Here is a 19,701-nt window from a genome sequence, read left to right as displayed (position 1 = left end):
CTTAACTGGCAATTCTGCCTAATAGTGTTGCTGAAGTACAACGCTCAATCACAACATTCACATATTGGCCCGGCTTAATATTTTCTTCTGCCGGAAATACGATCATTGCATTTTGGTCATTTCTTCCGCATAAGTCTTTGTCAGACTTCTTAGAGAACCCTTCTACAAGGATCCTCACGGTTTTACCAACTGAAGCCTGCAGCCGCTGTAATGATGTCACCTGCTGTTTTAACAGGATTTCCTGTAAACGGCGTTTTTTTACGTCTTCAGGGATATCATCTTTAAACTTCCTTGCGGCCAGGGTACCCGGCCTTTCAGAATAGCTGAAACAGAAAGCGAAATCATAACCCACATAATCCATCATGCTCAGCGTTTCCTGATGTTCTTCCTCTGTTTCTGTGCAGAATCCTGCGATAACATCGGTTGATATCGCGCAATCAGGGATAATGCTCCTGATGGCATCGATCCTGTTGATATACCATTCACGGGTATAGGTTCGGTTCATTATATCCAATACCCTGCTGCTGCCCGATTGTACGGGAAGGTGGATATTATTACAGATGTTATCATACTTTTTGATCGTATACAATACTTCATCAGTAATATCTTTTGGATGTGATGTAGAAAAGCGGATCCTCAAATCAGGGCTGATCAGGGCTACTTTTTCAAGTAACTGGGCAAAGTTGACCATAGTCTCAGCTGCCTCATCCTCGCCTTTCCATTTGTAAGAATCTACATTCTGCCCCAGTAAAGTTACTTCTTTATAGCCGCGGTCAAACAGGTCCTGCGCTTCTGCCATGATTGAGTGCGGGTCTCTGCTGCGCTCACGTCCCCTGGTAAAAGGGACCACGCAGAAGGAACACATATTATCGCAACCCCGCATAATAGAAATAAATGCGGTAATGCCATTTCCGTTTAAGCGGACAGGGCTGATGTCTGCATAAGTTTCTTCCCTCGAAAGTAATACGTTAATCGCTTTCTGGCCTTCGCCTACCTGCTCGATCAGCTGTGGCAAATCGCGGTAAGCGTCCGGTCCAACAACCATATCAACCAGTTTCTCTTCTTCCAGAAATTTTGATTTCAAACGCTCTGCCATGCAGCCCAGTACACCCACAATCAGCTTGGGGTTCCTGCGTTTTTCTATGCCGAACTGCGATAAACGGTTGCGCACGCGCTGTTCTGCGTTCTCCCGTATAGAGCAGGTGTTAATAAATATTGCGTCTGCCTCGTGATAGTCTCCCGTGGTTTCAAAACCCTGATCAAGCAGGATAGAAGCTACGATTTCGCTATCGGCAAAATTCATCTGACAACCATAACTCTCAATATATAGCTTTCTCGCATTGAGCACTTTAGGTGCTTCAATGATCAGGGCTTCACCCTGGCGCTCTTCATCGTGTGTCTTGTCTGCTAGCTGTAAATCAATCATAAACTGTAATCATATTACTGGGGTACAAAAATACAAAATATAATTCGTAAATGACAAATTGGCAGAATTTAAATTCCTGTCCAAACATTGTGAGCATGGTTGTTGTAATGTGTATGCATACAAACCTAAACTATGATAAACAAGGGATCAGGAACTCGAAAAATATGGAAATGGATAGGGGGAATAATTATCGCCCTGATCGTTGTGGCAGGCAGTGTTTCAGTCTATTTCAGCATTCGCTGGAAGCCGGTGCTGACTCAAAAAATCAAGGATGTGGTCTATAACGGATCTGAACATCTATACACATTAAACTTTAAAGACATACATTTAAACCTCCTTACAGGTAGTGTAACGGTTGACAGTATTTTACTTGCACCTGACACAGCCGTTTTCAATGAGCGGAAAAAATCCGGCACCGCACCTACCCACTTATACCGGGTAAAACTGGAAAAGCTCCAGCTCCGCAGAATTGAAATCCTAAGCATCTATTTCAAGAAAAGAATAGAGATGAATGATATAATTTTGGAACACCCTTCCATCAATATGATCTATAATAAGGTCTATAAAAAACCCACACCGGTGAAAGACAGGCGAAGCCTGTACGAACGAATCTCGAAAACACTAAAATCTGTTCACATCAAAGGCATTAAGATTGAAGATGCCGATCTCGACTATGTGAGCGGGGCAACAGGAATGATATTAAATTCCGTAAAACATCTAAACGTAAATGTAAAAGACCTTTTATTGGACGAGCACTCCAAAACCGATACAACCAGGTTCTACTATACAAAGGACATATCTTTTGAAATGACGGGATACCATTCTTTGTCGAAAAATAAGATGTACACCATGAAAGTGGATACCATCACGGGATCTGCCATTGGCAGAACAGTTCATATCAGGGGATTTAAAATGATCCCTATGTATCCCGAAATACAGTTCAGCAAAATGCTGAAGACCCAAAAAGACAGGTATGACCTGGCTTTTGACCAGATCGATTTCAAAGGGGTAAATTTCTACCGTTTAAATATCAGAGGTATCCTGCAGGCCAAATCGCTCCGTATTAAAAACGCAAATGCCAAAGTTTTTATGAATAGGGAGATGCCGCCCGGACATGGGGATAAATCGCAGAACTTCCCGCACATGGCCTTAAAAAGGCTGCCTGTAGAAAGTACGATCGACACGCTTCAGTTGCGTGGTGTCAATGTAGCATACACAGAATACAACCCTATTTCACAGGAAAAGGGCACGGTACACATCGACCGCCTCACCGGAAATATCTACAACGTAACCAACGACTCAACTTCACTGTCTAAAAATAAATACGCTGTTGCAGATCTTGACGCCTATCTGATCAGGGCTGCACAATTACACATCCGTATCAATTTTAACCTGCTGGCCACCAATGCTGCTTTCACTTTTAAAGGTCATATCGGTAAAATGGACATGGTTAAACTTAATCCCCTGTCCAAAGCATTGGGGCTCGTTAAAATCCAAAGCGGACAGGTACAGCAAATAGATTTTGATGTGAAAGCCAGCGACAAAGGTTCCAGGGGCACCATGCAGATGTATTATAACAACCTGAAGATAGAACTGCTGAAAGAAGGCGAAGACGGCCAGCCGGCAAAAAAGAAAGGCCTGCTTTCTTTCCTTGCCAATACACTGATTATAAAAGATGAGAACCCTTCAAAAGGAAAACCAGTCCGCAGCGCTGATATCGTATTTGAACGCCCGCCAGGTGCTTCATTTTTTAATTTATTATGGAAAAGCGTTTTCATAGGAATGCGTGAGACGGTAGGACTTGGAATCATACCTATGAAAAGCCCGGAAGAGGGACGTAAAGTGGTCGTTAAAAAACTGGAAGAGCGTAAAGAAAAGAGAGAGGACAGGAAGCAAGAGAATCAGGACAAAAAACAAAACCGTCAGGAAAAACGGGAGAAAAGACAAGCCAGAAGAGCTGAAAAAAAAGCTGCAAAGGAACAGAGTTAAGTATATCACTGATTTGAGAAAAAACGTATATTGTAAAATCATATTCCCGGTAATGCATGATTAAAACCTCCCGACAGACATTTACTGTACTCAAATGGATCGCCGGAATTGTATTCGTACTGTTTATGACTGCTGATGCCGCGTCGTGGTATCTCAGTTCTAAGCGCAGGCCGATCGTTACCAAAGAGCTGAAAGACCTGGTACTGCATGCTACAGACAGTTTGTATCATGTAGAATTCAGCACTGTAAATACAAACTATCTGCTGGGCAACGCTTCCATTCTGGATGTGCGCATCCTGCCTGACACTAATATCTTTAATAAACTGGTACGCCTTAAGCATGCGCCAAACAATATCTATGAAGTAAGGCTTAAAAAGCTGACAATCTGGAATTTTCATCCCTTAAGATTATTCAAGGATAAAAAACTTAATGTTGATCAGCTGCTTTTTGAACACCCCAGTGTTGTAATGATCAATAAGCAGTTCGAGTTCAATGAGAACCGGCCTGCCAGACCGTATAAATCTCCTTATACTTACATATCCAAATTCCTGAAAGAGGTAAGCGTAAAAAGCATCGATCTGAAGGACGTTAGTTTTAAATATGTGAACAGGAATCTCCCTGTAGCAGAGTCTGATTCACTCGATAACCTCAATATAACGTTCAAAGACTGGCTGATAGATCCGCATTCCGCAACTGATCCCTCAAGGTTTTACCTCCTGAAAGATGTTCTCATCAATCTGAACGATTATGAGTTTGCCACTCCAGACAGCCTATATCATATGCGTATCAATGCCCTGGCATTTAAGGCTTCGACAGGAATGCTGCATATCAACAGGTTCAGCCTCACTCCCAGGTACTCAGAAATGGATTTCGGACGCGTGGCAGGCTATGCGAAAGACCGCTTCCATATTCAGATGAGTGACATCCGTTTAAACGGGATCGACCTTCCGCTGTATGTGAAGAAGCTGCAGCTTTCAGCAACGGACATGACCATCGATAATGGATTTGTCAATGTATTTAACAACAATGAGCTGCCATCAAAAGGAACGGTGCGTATGGGAAAATTTCCGCATCAGCTTTTGCAGACGGTTAAAGGGCAGCTTTCGGTAAAGAAACTTAGCCTGAATAATGTTGATTTCAGCTATGCACTGTTCGATCGCTATACACGCCAAAAAGGAAAGATCACATTTGAAAATACCTCGGGGTCTATTTCAAATGTGACCAACGAAATAAAAGTTAAAGAGAAGAATCCTTTCATGCTGGCCAGTCTGGATAGTTACATGATGGGGCAGGGAAAGCTGCATGTTAATTTTAAATTTGATCTGAATGCAAAAAATGGTGCATTCTCCTACAGTGGACAGCTTACCAATATGAAAGGCTCTGTTTTAAATAAGATTACAAAGCCTCTGGGCCTTGTACAGGTAAAAAGCGGAGAAGTGCAGAAACTAAACTTTAATGTAGTAGCCGATGAAACACAGGCCAAAGGAAATCTTGCCTTTGCCTATGATGGTCTATCTATTGGCCTGCTGAAAAAAGTACAGGGAAAAAACAGGCTGGTAAAACAGGGGCTGATCTCCATGCTGGCAAATGCCCTCGTGATCAATCCCGCTAATCCAAACAAAGCCGGAGAATTTATTACAGCACCGATCAATTTCCAGCGTGACCCTACTAACTCTTTCTTTAGTTTTATCTGGCAGTCACTTTTCCAGGGGATCAAATATACTGTGGGACTAACCCCAAAGAAGGAAGCAGAAATTGCGGCAAAGGTAGCGCAGTTTGAAAAAATGAAAGCCGACAGGGCAGAGCGCCGGGAAAACCGGCAGAAAAGGCATGATTCCCGTACAAAAAGATAAGACTGTCGGCCTTATCTTTTTGGTTTACCAGACGAAGAACCATTTTTCACCAGATAAGGGTAATCGTTATCATATCGGGTCACAACGGAGATCTTTTTGAGTTCAGCTATGATATCATTCATCCTTTTTTCAAGGGTTTCGATACTGGCAGATGAGTTACCCTGCATCCTGTCTATTTTTTCATTTAATGTTCTGATTTCGCTATCGATGGATTTGAATTTTCCATCCGCTGCATCAAATCTCTGATCAACTTCATCGAAGTTACGATCAATTGCATCAAACCTCTGATCAACTTCATCGAATTTAAGATCGATTGCATCAAACCTCTGATCAACTTCATCGAATTTACGATCGATTGCATCAAACCTCTGATCAACTTCATCGAATTTACGATCGATTGCATCAAATCTCTGATCAACTTCATCGAATTTACGATCGATTGCATCAAATCTCTGATCGATTTCATTGAACTTACGATCGATTGCATCAAACCTCTGATCGATTTCATTGAATTTACGATCGATTGCATCAAACCTCTGATCGATTTCATTGAATTTACGATCGATTGCATCAAACCTTTGATCAACTTCGTCGAATTTACGATCGACCGCATCAAATCTCTGATCAATCTTTTCGAATCCTGATAGGACTGCGGTAATAAAGTTGTCCAGCTTGTCTTCTAATCTATTTAAACTTTCTTCCATTTGTTAAGATATAATGATGACAAATTCAGTTTCTTTTGCCAGCTTCCTTCTGTTTAGTAGCAACTTCCCGCTATTTTAACATCTGGACAGGCATATCTTTCAGGTTTATTTTGTAATCCAAAGTTAATATTTAGAATTTTTATTTACAAATAATTACATAATTAATTAAAAAGACAGCCTGTTTAAACTTGTCACCATTACAATCTTTACTTTAGCAACTCTTCCGGTACTGGTTTTTCCAGTAAATTCTGATAATAAAATCTTGCACGCTCTGTAAAATCATGCTTCCCTTTAACCGTGGCAGACCATCCATGCCTGCCGCCCGGATAAATCATGAGTTCAAAGTGTTTGTTCGCATCTTCCATTTTATTGATCAGCTGGATAGTATTCTGCATATGCACATTGTCATCCATATCCGCATGCATAATGCGCAACAGTCCTTTATACTTGTCCACATAAGTTAGTACCGAAGCATTTTTGTACCCTTCAGGGTTTTCTTTTGGCGTGTCCATAAATCTTTCTGTATAGGCAGAATCATAGAGTTCCCAGCTTGTTACCGGTGCACCGGCATATCCGTAGTCGAAATAGTCAGCACCGTATGTTAAGGCCATCGTAGTCATGTAGCCGCCATAACTATGCCCTGTAATCAGTAATTTTTTCTTGTTCACCCAGGTCTTTGCTTTCAGCCATTTCGCGGCGGTAATATAGTCCTTCATCTCCCATTTGCCCAGGTTCCTGTGCATAAGTGCCACACCTGCCTTGCCAAACTGTCCCGAAGCACGGTGATCTACCGAAATCTGGATAATTCCCTCGTTGGCCCACCATTGGATAGCGGCACCCTTCCAGGTATTAGTTACCGTTCCCGCATCCGGCCCGCCATACATACTGAAGATTACCGGATAGGTTTTTGTCTGGTCAAAATCCACCGGATAAGTGATTACCGCCGGCAGATTGTAACCGTCATCAGTAGGGATGGTGATCATTTCAGTCTTCCCGATATCGAAATTTGCGAAATCTGCGGATTTGCTGTCTGCAATTTCCTTAATGACCTTTCCATTGTTGTCCAAAAGCGTCTGCCTGGGAGGGGTGTTTACATTTGAATATGTTGTAATGAAATATTTTCCCGATGGTGATATCTGTACCTGGTGACTATACTCCCCAAAAGTCAGCCGTTTAAGGTCCTTCCCACTATAGTTTACCCGGTAGAGATCCGTACGTGTAGAGGCTTCTTTGCGGGCGGTAAAATAAACGACTTTGTTCTTTTCGTCAACATACAGCAAATTCGTCACTTGCCATTTGCCGCTGGTCAGCGGATTCAGCAGTTTCCCATCAAGCGTATACAGATAATAGTGTGCCCATCCGGTTTTATCGCTTTTCAAAATATAGTGTTTTTTATCTTCCAGATATGTGATGCGGCCATCATAATCAAGATCTACCCATGAAGGCTGTTTCTCATCATAAGTTTCTTTTTTAGTCCCGGTTTCCGGTTTAACTGCATAGAACTTCAAATTATCCTGTCCGCGGTTCATCCATTGCACCATCATGCTGCTGCCATCGTAGCTCCAGTAGGGGGTGCCAAAATACTGATCATCTTTCTCGTTAAAATCTGCCCATACCACGGATCCGCCTGCTGCAGGAACAAAGCCGATTTTTACCTCAGGGTTTGGGTCCCCTGCTTTGGGATAGCGTGTTTTCTCAGTATATCCATGCTGTCCTGTAGCACCGTTGATCGGGAACATCGGAACCTTCGTATCATCAAAACGCATAAAGGCAAGGTGTTTACTGTCGGGCGACCACCAAAAGGCTCTGTACTTTGTAGGACGGCCCAGGATCTCTTCAAAATATACCCAAGAGGAATACCCGTTATAGATTACATCAGTAGCATCCGTTGTATACCTGATCTCTTTGCCGGTGGCAACTTCTACAGCGTACAGATCCCCTTTTCGGGTAAAGGCAACATATTTCCCATCCGGCGATAACATAGGATTTTTCTCCTCCGCCGTATCGGTTGTCAATCGTTTAGGTTCGTCTTTTCCATACTGAATGTAGACATCCTTATCTTTCACCATCACATTAACATTGCTCCTGGGAGGTGGGGTATAGGGATTGCGTTCACCGGAGTTTATGTCTACGGCGTACATCTGTTTGGTTTTGGTATCCGTTTCAATATAGTGATTTTCATCGCTCCAGCCGGAGATTACACCCAGTGTTTTTGTGAGCGAAGGTACAGTGCCCTGCGTTTGCTGAAAAGTTAAACGCTGCTGCTGTGCGCCTGCAGTAAGAGCAGCAAAAGAGGTAAAAACTACACATGCAGTTACATTAAGGCATGAGGTGAGAATAGATAGCTTCATCTTATAAAAAATTAAAGGCGCCTGTTAGGGGCGCCTTATCGTAACAAATGTCTTTTTGTGGTTAAACGATCCAGTTCCAGCCAAATTCATCGGCTGTAACACCATAACGGATATCATTTAATTTTTTTGCAATTCCGGTAGAAATGGTGCGGCTGGCAGGATCCGTCAGGGGATAAGCTTTGCCTTCGAAATTCATTTCATAGATCTGGGTAACAGTAGCGGCGGTACCAACAGCAAAAGCCTCGGTAAGCCTTCCGCTTTCTGCATATTCAAGTACTTCCTTAATCTCAACCCTTCTTTCCTCCACTTCATAACCCAGGCTTTTCGCCAGCTGGATTACGGTGTCGCGCGTAACGCCATCAAGGATCGTTTCGCGTACTTCCGGAGTTAAAATCTTTCCGTCTACTACAAACATCAGGTTGGCCGCACCGGATTCTTCCACATATCTGTGCTCTTTTGCATCTGTCCAGATGAGCTGGTCAAATCCTTCCTCATGAGCTTTGGTGGTAGGCAGCATCGCCATGGAGTAATTTCCTCCGGTTTTTGCCGCGCCTACGCCCCCGTCTACAGAGCGGGTATATTTAGTCTCGATCTTCACCTTCAGCGGTTTGCTGTAGTAAGGAGCACTGGGGCTCATCAGGATCATAAATTTATAGGTCAATGATGGTCTTACACCCAGAAAAGGATCAGTAGCAAACATTGTTGGCCTGATATACAAAGAATAGTTTTCAATATCCGGCACCCATGCCCTGTCAATATCAATCAGTGCGGCAAGGCCCTGCATGAAGATATCTTCAGGAAGAGTAGCCATAGACATCCTTTCGGCCGATTTATTCAGACGCGCAAAGTTTTTGTCTGCTCTGAAGACGCTCACACTGCCGTCAGCTTGTTTATATGCTTTTAATCCTTCGAATATTGTTTGTCCGTAGTGCAGCGCAGACATTGCCGGGCTCATCTCAATCGGGCCATATGGGACAATCTCTAAGTTTGTCCATTGCCCGTCAATATAATCCGCAACAAACATATGGTCAGTAAAATACTTTCCAAAGGGTAAATCGGTTTTATCCGTTTCGGCCAGTCTGGAATGAGCAGTTTTTGTGGTTTTTATTGTCAAAGTCTCTATCACGGTCTCGGTATTAGTGTAGTTCAAAATTAAGAAAAAATATTTTATGAACCAGTTTATTTTTAAGTGTGGAGTGTTTTTAAGACACTAAGTACCCACGACTTACCCCATTCTTCCACTTGCGTTTCTGTCCATAAAAAAGGATAGAAGATCCTTTTCTGAAAACGCGGTGGCAGATATTTCTGCCAGTTGGTACCACCTGTTGCGGCAATATCTACGGGGTCTCTCTCCAGATATCTTACCGCAGATTTATAATGTGACAGCGGCCATTCTACATTGACAAAAAGATCAAGCTTCTTCAGCTCTTCTGCCAGCAGGCTCACATCTTGTCCTTCGTCAAGCAAACGATGATACAAAGCGGCAAAGTTTGTTTGTTCACGTTCTTTGATCAGCTGCAGGAACTGGTCTGCATATTTGGCGATAAACTGCTTCAGCGTCAGCGTTTGTTTACCGCTGGCAAGTTCAGTGGCACCAAACTTCCAGTAGATATGTTCAAACTTTTCCTCGGTTGTTGCATTGGCCAGTTCTTCGCGCCTGCTTTTGTCTATTAGTCGCATAAAGTCTGTAGCACAGATCTCTATCATACGGTACTGGCCCGACTGAAAGCCGCTGGCGGGCAGCAGCGACATGCGGAACTTCAGGAATTGCTCCTTTTCCATCCCGTTTACCATTACTTCAAATGAGCTGACCAGCGCATTGAAATAGGCATTGATCCGTTTTACCCTGTTGGCAAAAAACTCCGCCGTCAGTGCCGGGTGTTCTGCAATCTGTTTACACTCATGCAGGCTCAGCTTAAAATAAAGCTCAGTGATCTGGTGATACATGATGAAGATCTCCTCATCAGGAAATGGTGTCTTGGGACTTTGCAGGCTCAGCAGCGTATCCAGGTGGATGTAATCCCAGTACGTGAGGAAGTCGGCATACAATAAGCCATCCAGGTAAGCCGCCATATCCTGTCCCATTGCGGCATACTTTTCCTGGAGTTTATCCAGCTTATCTTTTATTTCAGGGGTAAATTCCATGGTAGTGCTAATAGAGTACTCTGAATTTTATAGTTTGGTCAATTTTCTTTAAGGCTTTAAAAACATCTTTATCATATTCTGCATTGATATCCGTGATCGCATAACCGATCGTAGTGTTGGTCATCAGGAACTGGCCAACGATGTTGATGCTGTGTTTGGCAAAAACGGTATTGATCTGGGCCATGATACCCGGTACGTTATGGTGTACGTGGATCAGGCGGTGGCTCTGATTAAATCTTGGCAGCTGCAGGTTAGGAAAATTACTGCTCAGGTAGGTTGTGCCTGTATTCATAAAATCCATCATCCTTTTAGGGATAAAATTGGTGTTCCTTGGATTATGTTTTGGATCTTCAAAGATCACAATGCCCATATCTGTACAGGTTTGCATATCCAGATAGTTTTTGGCATTGCCCAGGTAGCCCACAGTTTTTAGTTTCACAGCAAGCTGTAATTTTTCCGGATCCATTTTTTCGCCATCGGCCATCAGTACCATATGTACATCTTTTACGTATTTATCCTCGAAGGTGGATTTGTGGCGGATAGAAAAACCGTCTTTTTTTAGCAAAGCGATACTTTCTGCAGGCACTTCGCCAATCACCAGGCATAAGATCCTGTTCTTCGGATAGGATATCGCCCTTGGCAGATTATTTACATACAGGAATTCATCAAAACTTGGCGTCACATGGTCGGCCCTGCTTACGATGCTCTCCCTCGAAATATTTTCTGTAAAAGCGTAGAACTTCTTGATCATTCCGCTTTCGCGCAGCTGGAAATCTGAATATCCATCGCCAATGCCATAGAGATCGCCCTCCAGGTTCAGCTGCTGCATCAGTTTTACTTTGCCCCCTTCTTCGCTCAGCGGATTGGCATGGTCGTAATCTATGATCCTGCCATCGCCCGTAGTCACAAACGTATTGGCGTAAATATTTTCTTTTTTAATATGGTACTGGCTCACCACAGGAGTGATAAACTCCTTAAATCCGCCAGAAACGATCAGTACCTGATCTGCATGTTTTTTAAAGAATGCCGCATTGCGGGAAAATGAACTTGATACTTTCTTTTTTAATCTTGTGATCAGTTGTTTCAAATGATCTTCAGAAGCTTCCAGCAGTTTTACACGCTGGGCAAGACTCTCACTGAATGACAGTTTACCTTCCATAGCCAGGTTGGTGAGGTCTTCAATTTTCTTAAAGATCGCTTCCTTATCCGGGTGTTTGTTCAGGGAAATGCGGGCAAGCTCATCCAGAGCTTCCACTTGTGTAAAGGTACTGTCGAAATCAATAATGTAAATGTTCTTCTGCTTCATCTTAGTTTTTTATTAAACCTGCACATACTTCCTTGATGCTCTCATGCAGGGGCTTAAAGGTAATTCCTGTAGTTTTTTTGATTTTTTCGTTGCTGTAAAAGCTAACGTTCATACTGCTTCTGGCCGCATCGCTGGTGAGCCCCGGTGCTCTCCCTGTAAAGAGAGAAAGTACTTTTAAGCTGCGCCAGGCCACGCCCAGCATCCATGGAGTTGCTTCTTTAGCAGGTGCTTTCACACCAAAACCGGCGGCAATCTCCGAAAAAAACTGTTTATAGTAATAATTCTCTGCTGATATTGTAAATCTTTCGCCGGTAACAGGGCTTGCCATCAACAGAATCATGCTCTTTGCCACATCGCCCACATCCACCAAACCGGTAGCGCCCGCAGAATAATATTTCAAACCATCCTGTACAATTTTGAAGATTGCCCCGCTACCGTTATATCCCGCCCCGGCACCAAGCATAATCGCAGGATTAACGATTACTGCGTCCAGCCCTTCGGCAATCGCACGCCAGACTTCCATCTCGCCTTCATACTTGGAGATGGCATAAGAATGAACTTTCGGGTCATATTCCCAGTAATCGTCTTCGGTAATCTGCATGCCTTTTTTAGGCTCGCCAAGGGCAGCTACGGAGCTCACATGTAAAAGCCTTGCGTTATAATGTACGCATAGATTGGCAATGTTACTGCTGCCTTCAATATTGATCTTTAGTAATTTTGCTTTGTCTTTAGGGTTAAATGAGACAAACGCGGCACAATGATATACCTGGGTAATATTTTCAAATGCTTCATCCAGTGACGCAAGATCATTGATCTCTGCTACCACCCATTCTACCAGAAAATTACCCCTTAATATTTCAGGAATAACAGATTGTTTTCGTTTGAGTGCACGTATTTTTTTTCCCTGCCGCGTGAGCTGAACAATCAGCTCTGATCCTAAAAAACCTGTGGCGCCGGTAACTAAAATCATTTCATTTTTTTTAGGATGTTCATTAATATGTGGTCTCAAAAATAGATATTTGGCAGCATACATTATATCAAATATGTCATTATCCGATTTTTTCTCACCTTTAATTCCCGAAAAATTCAGTCCTAAACAAGGATTTTACACCAGTCAGCTGGGATTAAAGGCCCGTTTTTATACTGAGAAATTTCCCGAACTCGGAGATGAAGAATACGATATCGCTATTATTGGTGTAAAGGATGACCGCGCGGCGATCAATAACAATGGCTGTTCACTGGGCCCTGATTATTTCAGGGAGCAGTTTTATCTGCTGAACGAAGGGGCTTTCGACAGCAGGATCATCGATCTTGGTAATATCAAGGCAGGTGAAAGCATTTCCGATACGTATATCGCGGTCAAAACCGTAGTTACGGAACTGATCAGGCTTAATATCATCCCTGTGATTATTGGGGGCGGGCAGGACCTCACCTATGCACAATATATGGCTTATGAAAGCCTGGAGCAGAAAGTAGACCTCGTGGTGGTCGACAATAAGTTCGATCTTGATGAAGATGAATACGATGAAGCAAATATTGCTACGCATTCCAACAGCTATCTGAATAAGATATTTTTACATCAGCCCAATTACCTGTTTAACTTTAGTAACGTAGGTTACCAAACCTATTTTGTAAACCAGGACAGCTTAAAGGTGATGAACAAACTGTATTTTGATGTACACCGGCTAGGAGAATTTTTAACGGAGATCAGCTCCGTTGAGCCTGTGATGAGAAATGCAAATATGGTGAGTTTTGATCTTTCTGCTATCCGTTCTTCTGATGCCCCTGCAAACGGCAATGCCAGCCCGAATGGCTTTTATGGCGAGCAGGCTTGTAAAATCGCGCATTACGCGGGATTAAACGATAAGCTTACTTCCATTGGTTTTTACGAATTTAACCCTGCATTTGATAACAGCAGCCAGACAGCGATGCTTTTGGCACAGATGGTGTGGTACTTTGTTGACGGGTTTTATAACCGGAAAAAGGATTTTCCGCTGAATCCTAAATCGCAGTACCTGATATACCGGGCAAGCCTGAAAGACGGTTCAGGAGAAATGCTTTTTGTGAAAAGTAAGAAATCCGACCGCTGGTGGATGCAGGTACCTTACCCATCGGGGGTGTCTAAAAATGAGCGTTACCATCTGGTGCCCTGCCGGTATGAGGATTATACCGTGGCCGTAAATGGGGAGATGCCTGACCTGTGGTGGCGGACCTATCAGAAGTTGCTGTAGAAGCCGGTTTCCGCCTATATATTGCTGATATCTTGCTCGTGTTTTGGTATAGTTGAAGCTATAGCTCAGCTCTATTTAAACTATGTTCAAGCTATACCATGTCTACCCCTTGTGGACTGGAACTCTACTATAACTCTACGTAAATAGTAAACATTATGTAGACATGTTGTAAAGTAGTAGTCCACAAGGGGTAGACATGGTATAGCTTAAGTATAGTTCGTCTATAGCTGAAATTTAGCTTAAACTATACTGAAACACGAACAGTCTGCGAGGGAAATATGAGCAGCGCCTGTCTGAAATAGGATTTGGCAAAAATCTGAGGCAAGTTGCCCGGCTTAGCTTGAGTGCTAAATATCAAATGATGTAGCCATAGCCTGGTACATCTGATTCTTCAGGTGTTGTTGCGATATCCAATCTTGTTATTACTAATCTGATTTTGCTTACCAGCTGTGACTGGAGTTTGATGAATCTCCTTTTCATAAAAACTTTAAAACCTTTGTTTAAAGCTAACAATCATATACAAAAGTAAGATGATACGTGTCTCCAAAATATATGTTTAAGGATTAAAGATTCCAGTAGAAAATCTGCAGGTCACCATATGTAAAATCAAATGATAGTTTAACCAATCTCGTATATAATAACAAAAAGCCCTGAAATCTAAGAAAACAGGGCCTTTCATTCAAATGTTTTTGTTTTTACATCAGGTCAAACCCGATATCTTCCCTGAAGTACTTTCCGTCAAAGTAAACCCTGGCCGCATCGGCAGTGGCTGATTGCAGGGCTTCAAACATGTCATCCTGCAAACTAGTTACAGCCAATACACGACCGCCGTTGCTTTTGATCACCCCGCCTTCCAGGATTGTTCCGGCATGGAATGGCAATGACCTGCGCAGGTTGTCAATACCCGTTATTGCTTTTCCTTTTTCATAATCTCCGGGATATCCTCCGGCAACGATCATAACTGTAGCAGCACTTTTCGCACTAATTTTCAGTTGCACATCCTTCAGGCGTTTTTGCGAAGCTGCGATGAACAGTTCTACCAGGTCATTCTCGATCCTTGGTAAAACACTTTCCGTTTCCGGGTCGCCCATGCGGCAATTGTATTCAATGATCATTGGTTTGTCGCCAACTTTGAACAAGCCAAAGAAGATAAAACCAGTGTAATCAATATTATCTTTTTTCAGTCCTTCAATCGTAGGAATGATAATCGTTTGTTCTACTTCGCTCAGGAATTTCTGATCAGCAAAGGGAACCGGTGATACCGATCCCATACCGCCTGTATTCAGCCCTGTATCGGCCTGGCCTATCTTTTTGTAGTCTTTTGCCTCCGGCAGGATCACATAGTTATCACCGTCGGTCAGCACAAATACAGACAGTTCAATTCCAGTCAGGTATTCTTCGATAACTACCAGAGATCCCGCAGTGCCAAATTTACCGCCCAGCATCAGTTTTAATTCTTCCTGTGCATCAATGCTGCTTTCGCAGATCACTACACCTTTGCCCGCTGCAAGTCCGTCTGCTTTTAATACTACAGGCAGGCTATGATTTTCCAGGTAAGCCAATCCTTCAGCAAGAGTCTCATTCGTGAAAGACTTTGATGCCGGGGTAGGGATACCATGGCGTGCCATAAATTCTTTTGAAAAATCCTTGCTGCCTTCCAGGATTGCGCCTTCTTTTTTGGGCCCTATCACCGGAATTTTTGAAAGCTGCTCATCGGCAACAAAGAAATCATGAATACCATTTACCAGAGGTTCTTCAGGCCCTACCACTACAAGAGTGATGCTTTCTGTCATAACAAACTTTTTGACAGCCTCAAAATCGTTTGGATTCAGATTTACGTTTTTGCCATATGCTCCTGTTCCACCGTTACCCGGTGCGATAAATAGTTTTGAGCATAACTCAGACTGGCTCATCTTCCAGGCGAAAGCACTTTCTCTGCCGCCGGAACCTAATAATAAGATATTCATGGGGCAAAGATAACCGCTTTGCCCAAAATTTCATCTGTTATTTTATTGTTGTACCATCTGTTATTGATATCCATTTCCACTTTATCCATTGCGGCTATTCTTACAGCAGGATGACAATTTGTACTGGTCTCACCAAATAAAGCAATACTGTCTGATCATTATACAAGATATTTTGTATTTTTATCCCCCGGCAACTGACAAAGTGACCTATCAGCTGATATGGCTTGGTTGTTGTAAAATCATGATTTTTAAATAAATAAACACAGATAAAAACAATGTTAGGATTTTTAACGAAAGTTTTTGGAAGCAAATCGGATAGAGATATTAAGGCAATCCAACCACTTGTCATCAAAATAAATGAAGAATATGCTAAGCTTTCGGCTTTAAGCAATGACGAATTGCGTAACAAAACTGTCTATTTCAAAGACGTTATTGCCAAATCTTTAGTAGAAATCGATAATAAAATCAGCGGGCTGAAAGCAGATGCCGAAGGCCAGGATTTGTCTTTACCAGAGAAAACTGCAATCTATGAGCAGATCGACTTATTGGTAAAAGACAGGGATAAAGAACTGGAAGTAGTATTACTGCAGATTCTTCCCGAAGCTTTTGCTGTGGTAAAAGAAACCTCAAGACGTTTTACTGAAAATGCACAACTTGAAGTTACTGCTTCGGCGTACGACAGGGAATATGCATCGCGCAGGGCGAATGTAAAGATTGAAGGTGATAAAGCTTTCTGGGCAAACTCATGGGATGCTGCAGGCAGCACGGTACAGTGGAACATGGTTCACTATGATGTGCAGCTGATCGGTGGTATCGTACTGCATAACGGTAAAATCGCTGAAATGGCAACGGGTGAGGGTAAAACACTGGTAAGTACATTACCGGCTTACCTGAACGCACTTGCCGGACAAGGTGTACACATTGTAACGGTGAATGATTACCTGGCACGACGTGACTCGGAGTGGAACGGACCTCTGTTTGAATTCCATGGTTTAAGAGTAGATTGTATTGATAAACATGAGCCAAATTCTCAGCAGCGCAGAGATGCTTACCTGGCGGATATTACTTACGGTACCAACAATGAGTTTGGTTTCGACTACCTGCGTGATAACATGGCACAGGAACCTGGACAACTGGTTCAGCGCAAACTGCACTTCGCGATGGTGGATGAGGTCGATTCAGTACTGATCGATGATGCCCGTACACCATTGATCATCTCAGGACCTGTTCCTTTTGGAGATCAGCATGAATTCCATGAACTGAAACCAAGGATCGAGCGACTGGTGAATGCACAGCGTGAGTATGTGACCAAAGCTTTAAACGAAGCAAAGAAATTAATTACCGACGGAAAAACCGGAACCGAAGAAGGTGATGGTGGCTTAGCTTTATTGCGAGCGCACCGCGGTTTACCAAAAAATAAAGCCCTGATCAAATTCTTAAGTGAAGGCAGCAACAAGCAGATCCTCCTGAAAACTGAAAACCATTACATGGCAGACCAGTCAAAGAATATGCCTAAGGTAGATGCAAACCTGTTCTTCTATATCGATGAGAAAAACAATCAGGTAGAGCTTACTGAAAAAGGAATTGAGCTGATCACCAAATCTGGTGAAGATGAGCATTTCTTTGTGTTGCCGGATGTAGGTACCGAGATTGCCGAAATCGAAAAATCAAAACTGGACAGTGAAGAAAAGATCGCAAGGAAAGATGAACTGATGCGCGATTACTCTATTAAAGCTGAACGTGTACACTCGGTTAACCAGTTGCTGAAAGCCTATACCTTATTTGAGATCGATGTAGAATATATCATCGATGAAGGTAAGATCAAGATTGTTGATGAGCAAACAGGACGTATCATGGACGGCCGCCGTTATTCTGATGGGCTGCACCAGGCGATCGAAGCAAAAGAGAATGTGAAAGTTGAAGATGCTTCACAAACCTATGCTACTGTTACCTTACAGAACTTCTTCCGTATGTACCACAAACTTTGCGGTATGACAGGTACGGCAACTACTGAAGCTGGTGAGTTCTGGTCAATCTACAAACTTGATGTGGTAGAAATTCCTACCAACAGGGTAATGTCCAGAAAAGATGAACAGGATTACGTTTACCGTACGATCCGCGAAAAATATAATGCAGTTGCAGAAGAGATCGTGAAACTGACTGAAGCGGGCCGCCCGGTACTGGTGGGTACTACTTCGGTAGAGATTTCTGAACTTCTGAGCCGAATGCTGAAATTAAGAGGTATCAAACACAATGTACTGAACGCGAAGATGCACCAGAAAGAGGCTGATATCGTAGCTGAAGCTGGTCAGGCCGGAACGGTAACGATCGCTACCAACATGGCTGGTCGTGGTACGGATATTAAACTGGGTGCAGGTGTGAAAGAAGCAGGTGGTCTGGCCATTGTAGGTACAGAGCGTCATGAATCGCGCCGTGTAGACAGGCAGTTGCGTGGTCGTGCAGGTCGTCAGGGAGATCCGGGTTCATCCCAGTTCTTCGTTTCACTTGAAGATAACTTAATGCGTTTGTTCGGTTCTGAGCGTATCTCTAATATCATGGTTAAAATGGGTATTGAAGATGGCGAAGTAATCCAGCATTCAATGATTACCAAGTCTATCGAGCGTGCACAGAAGAAAGTTGAAGAAAACAACTTTGGTATCCGTAAGCGTTTGCTGGAATATGATGATGTAATGAACTCTCAGCGTTCGGTGATCTATTCAAAACGTAAAAATGCCCTGTTTGGCGAGCGTTTAGATGTAGACATGAACAACATGGTCTTCGACGTTGCCGAAGATGTAGTTAGTGAGTATAAAGAAGAAGGTAATTATGAAGGCTTCAAACTTGAAGTTATCAAAAACTTCTCTCTGGATACTGCAATTACAGAAGCAGAATTCAGCTCAAGAAGCGTACATATCCTTACAGACAAATTGTTTGAAGAAGCTGTAGCCTTCTACACAAGAAAATCAGATGCGATCATCAGTCAGGCAATGCCGGTGTTAACACAGGTGTTCGAAGAACGTGGTGACCACGTTGAGCAGATTGTTGTTCCTTTTACTGACGGTATCAGAAGTGTTCAGGTTGCAGTTGACCTGAAGAAAGCGATGCTGAATGACGGCAGAGAAGTAACAAAATCGTTTGAGAAAACGATCGTTCTGGCTTTAATCGACGAGTCATGGAAAGAGCATTTACGTGAAATGGACGAATTGAAACAGTCTGTACAAAATGCTGTTTATGAGCAGAAAGATCCGTTGATTATTTATAAAATGGAAGCCTTCAACCTGTTCAAAAACATGCTGAATGCCGTAAATAAAGAAGTAGTAAGTTTCTTATATAAAGGTGGCATCCCTGTACAACAGGAAGCAGATGATCTCAGAGAAGCTCAGGCACCAAAACCTGCCAGCAAGCTGAAGTTATCTAAACCTGAATTTGCTTCGGCTACAGGTGCTGAGGTTCAGTTTGACGATACCCGCGAGCAGGCACCCCAACAACCGGTACGCAAGGAAGTAACGATCGGAAGAAATGATCCTTGCTTCTGCGGAAGCGGTAAGAAATACAAAAACTGCCATGGTGCAGGAATGTAATTTGTAATACACACAAAGAATGCCGATTTTTGTAAAAAGAAGTCGGCATTCTTTTTTTATAAACCTTTATGAACCCGACATGATTCAAATAAGTATTAAGCATACCTGCAATAATTATTTGAATCATCCAAGGCTCCATCTAACCTTA

At 42.9% G+C, this 19,701-nt stretch carries 12 protein-coding genes; 4 read left to right on the top strand and 8 right to left on the bottom strand.

The features are described from left to right. Window position 1 precedes the first annotated feature (1 nt). The gene (gene miaB, locus FN831_RS16245; RefSeq protein WP_142529243.1) at window positions 2-1,426 is read right to left on the bottom strand and encodes a tRNA (N6-isopentenyl adenosine(37)-C2)-methylthiotransferase MiaB; all 1,425 of its coding nucleotides are present in this window, start codon (window positions 1,424-1,426) and stop codon (window positions 2-4) included. A 132-nt stretch (window positions 1,427-1,558) separates the two neighbouring features. On the opposite strand from miaB, the gene FN831_RS16240 reads away from it, so the two are divergent. Together FN831_RS16240 and FN831_RS16235 are read left to right on the top strand one after the other, a co-directional pair. Then, on the top strand, window positions 1,559-3,415 hold the full coding sequence (locus FN831_RS16240; RefSeq protein WP_142529242.1) for a cell envelope integrity protein TolA: 1,857 nt from the start codon (window positions 1,559-1,561) through the stop codon (window positions 3,413-3,415). Window positions 3,416-3,471: 56 nt separating this feature from the next. Beyond that, window positions 3,472-5,268, top strand: a complete 1,797-nt coding sequence (locus FN831_RS16235; protein ID WP_142529241.1) for a hypothetical protein — start codon at window positions 3,472-3,474, stop codon at window positions 5,266-5,268. An 11-nt stretch (window positions 5,269-5,279) separates the two neighbouring features. On the opposite strand, the gene FN831_RS16230 is transcribed toward FN831_RS16235, so the two are convergent. From FN831_RS16230 to FN831_RS16205, 6 genes are all read right to left on the bottom strand, one after another. After that, entirely contained in the window at window positions 5,280-5,972 is a 693-nt protein-coding gene (locus FN831_RS16230; RefSeq protein ID WP_142529240.1) for a tropomyosin, read from the bottom strand. A 206-nt stretch (window positions 5,973-6,178) separates the two neighbouring features. Further along, window positions 6,179-8,323, bottom strand: coding sequence for a S9 family peptidase (locus tag FN831_RS16225; protein ID WP_142529239.1), 2,145 nt, complete (start codon window positions 8,321-8,323; stop codon window positions 6,179-6,181). Window positions 8,324-8,384: 61 nt separating this feature from the next. Next, window positions 8,385-9,449: a branched-chain amino acid aminotransferase gene (locus tag FN831_RS16220; protein WP_142529422.1), complete on the bottom strand. Its 1,065-nt coding sequence runs from the start codon at window positions 9,447-9,449 to the stop codon at window positions 8,385-8,387. Window positions 9,450-9,508: 59 nt separating this feature from the next. After that, window positions 9,509-10,468: a tryptophan 2,3-dioxygenase family protein gene (locus FN831_RS16215; RefSeq protein WP_142529238.1), complete on the bottom strand. Its 960-nt coding sequence runs from the start codon at window positions 10,466-10,468 to the stop codon at window positions 9,509-9,511. Between the two features lie 7 nt (window positions 10,469-10,475). Next, window positions 10,476-11,774 (bottom strand): HAD-IB family phosphatase, encoded by a 1,299-nt coding sequence (locus tag FN831_RS16210; RefSeq protein WP_142529237.1) that lies wholly within the window; start codon window positions 11,772-11,774, stop codon window positions 10,476-10,478. Between the two features lies 1 nt (window position 11,775). Continuing rightward, entirely contained in the window at window positions 11,776-12,744 is a 969-nt protein-coding gene (locus tag FN831_RS16205) for an NAD-dependent epimerase/dehydratase family protein (protein WP_142529236.1), read from the bottom strand. Window positions 12,745-12,817: 73 nt separating this feature from the next. Here FN831_RS16205 and FN831_RS16200 point away from each other — a divergent pair, with 73 nt between their 5' ends. Then, the gene (locus FN831_RS16200; RefSeq protein ID WP_142529235.1) at window positions 12,818-14,005 is read left to right on the top strand and encodes a formimidoylglutamase; all 1,188 of its coding nucleotides are present in this window, start codon (window positions 12,818-12,820) and stop codon (window positions 14,003-14,005) included. Between the two features lie 695 nt (window positions 14,006-14,700). Here the strand turns inward: FN831_RS16200 and purD are convergent. Next, a complete protein-coding gene (gene purD / locus FN831_RS16195) occupies window positions 14,701-15,972 on the bottom strand; it encodes a phosphoribosylamine--glycine ligase (protein WP_142529234.1) in 1,272 nt (423 codons plus the stop codon). A gap of 275 nt (window positions 15,973-16,247) precedes the next feature. On the opposite strand from purD, the gene secA reads away from it, so the two are divergent. After that, window positions 16,248-19,553 (top strand): preprotein translocase subunit SecA, encoded by a 3,306-nt coding sequence (gene secA, locus FN831_RS16190; protein ID WP_142529233.1) that lies wholly within the window; start codon window positions 16,248-16,250, stop codon window positions 19,551-19,553. The last annotated feature ends 148 nt before the right edge of the window (window positions 19,554-19,701 follow it).

The organism is Pedobacter westerhofensis (genome assembly GCF_900182595.1).
GTDB lineage: Bacteria > Bacteroidota > Bacteroidia > Sphingobacteriales > Sphingobacteriaceae > Pedobacter > Pedobacter westerhofensis.
This window is presented reverse-complemented; position numbering and strand designations above follow the sequence as displayed.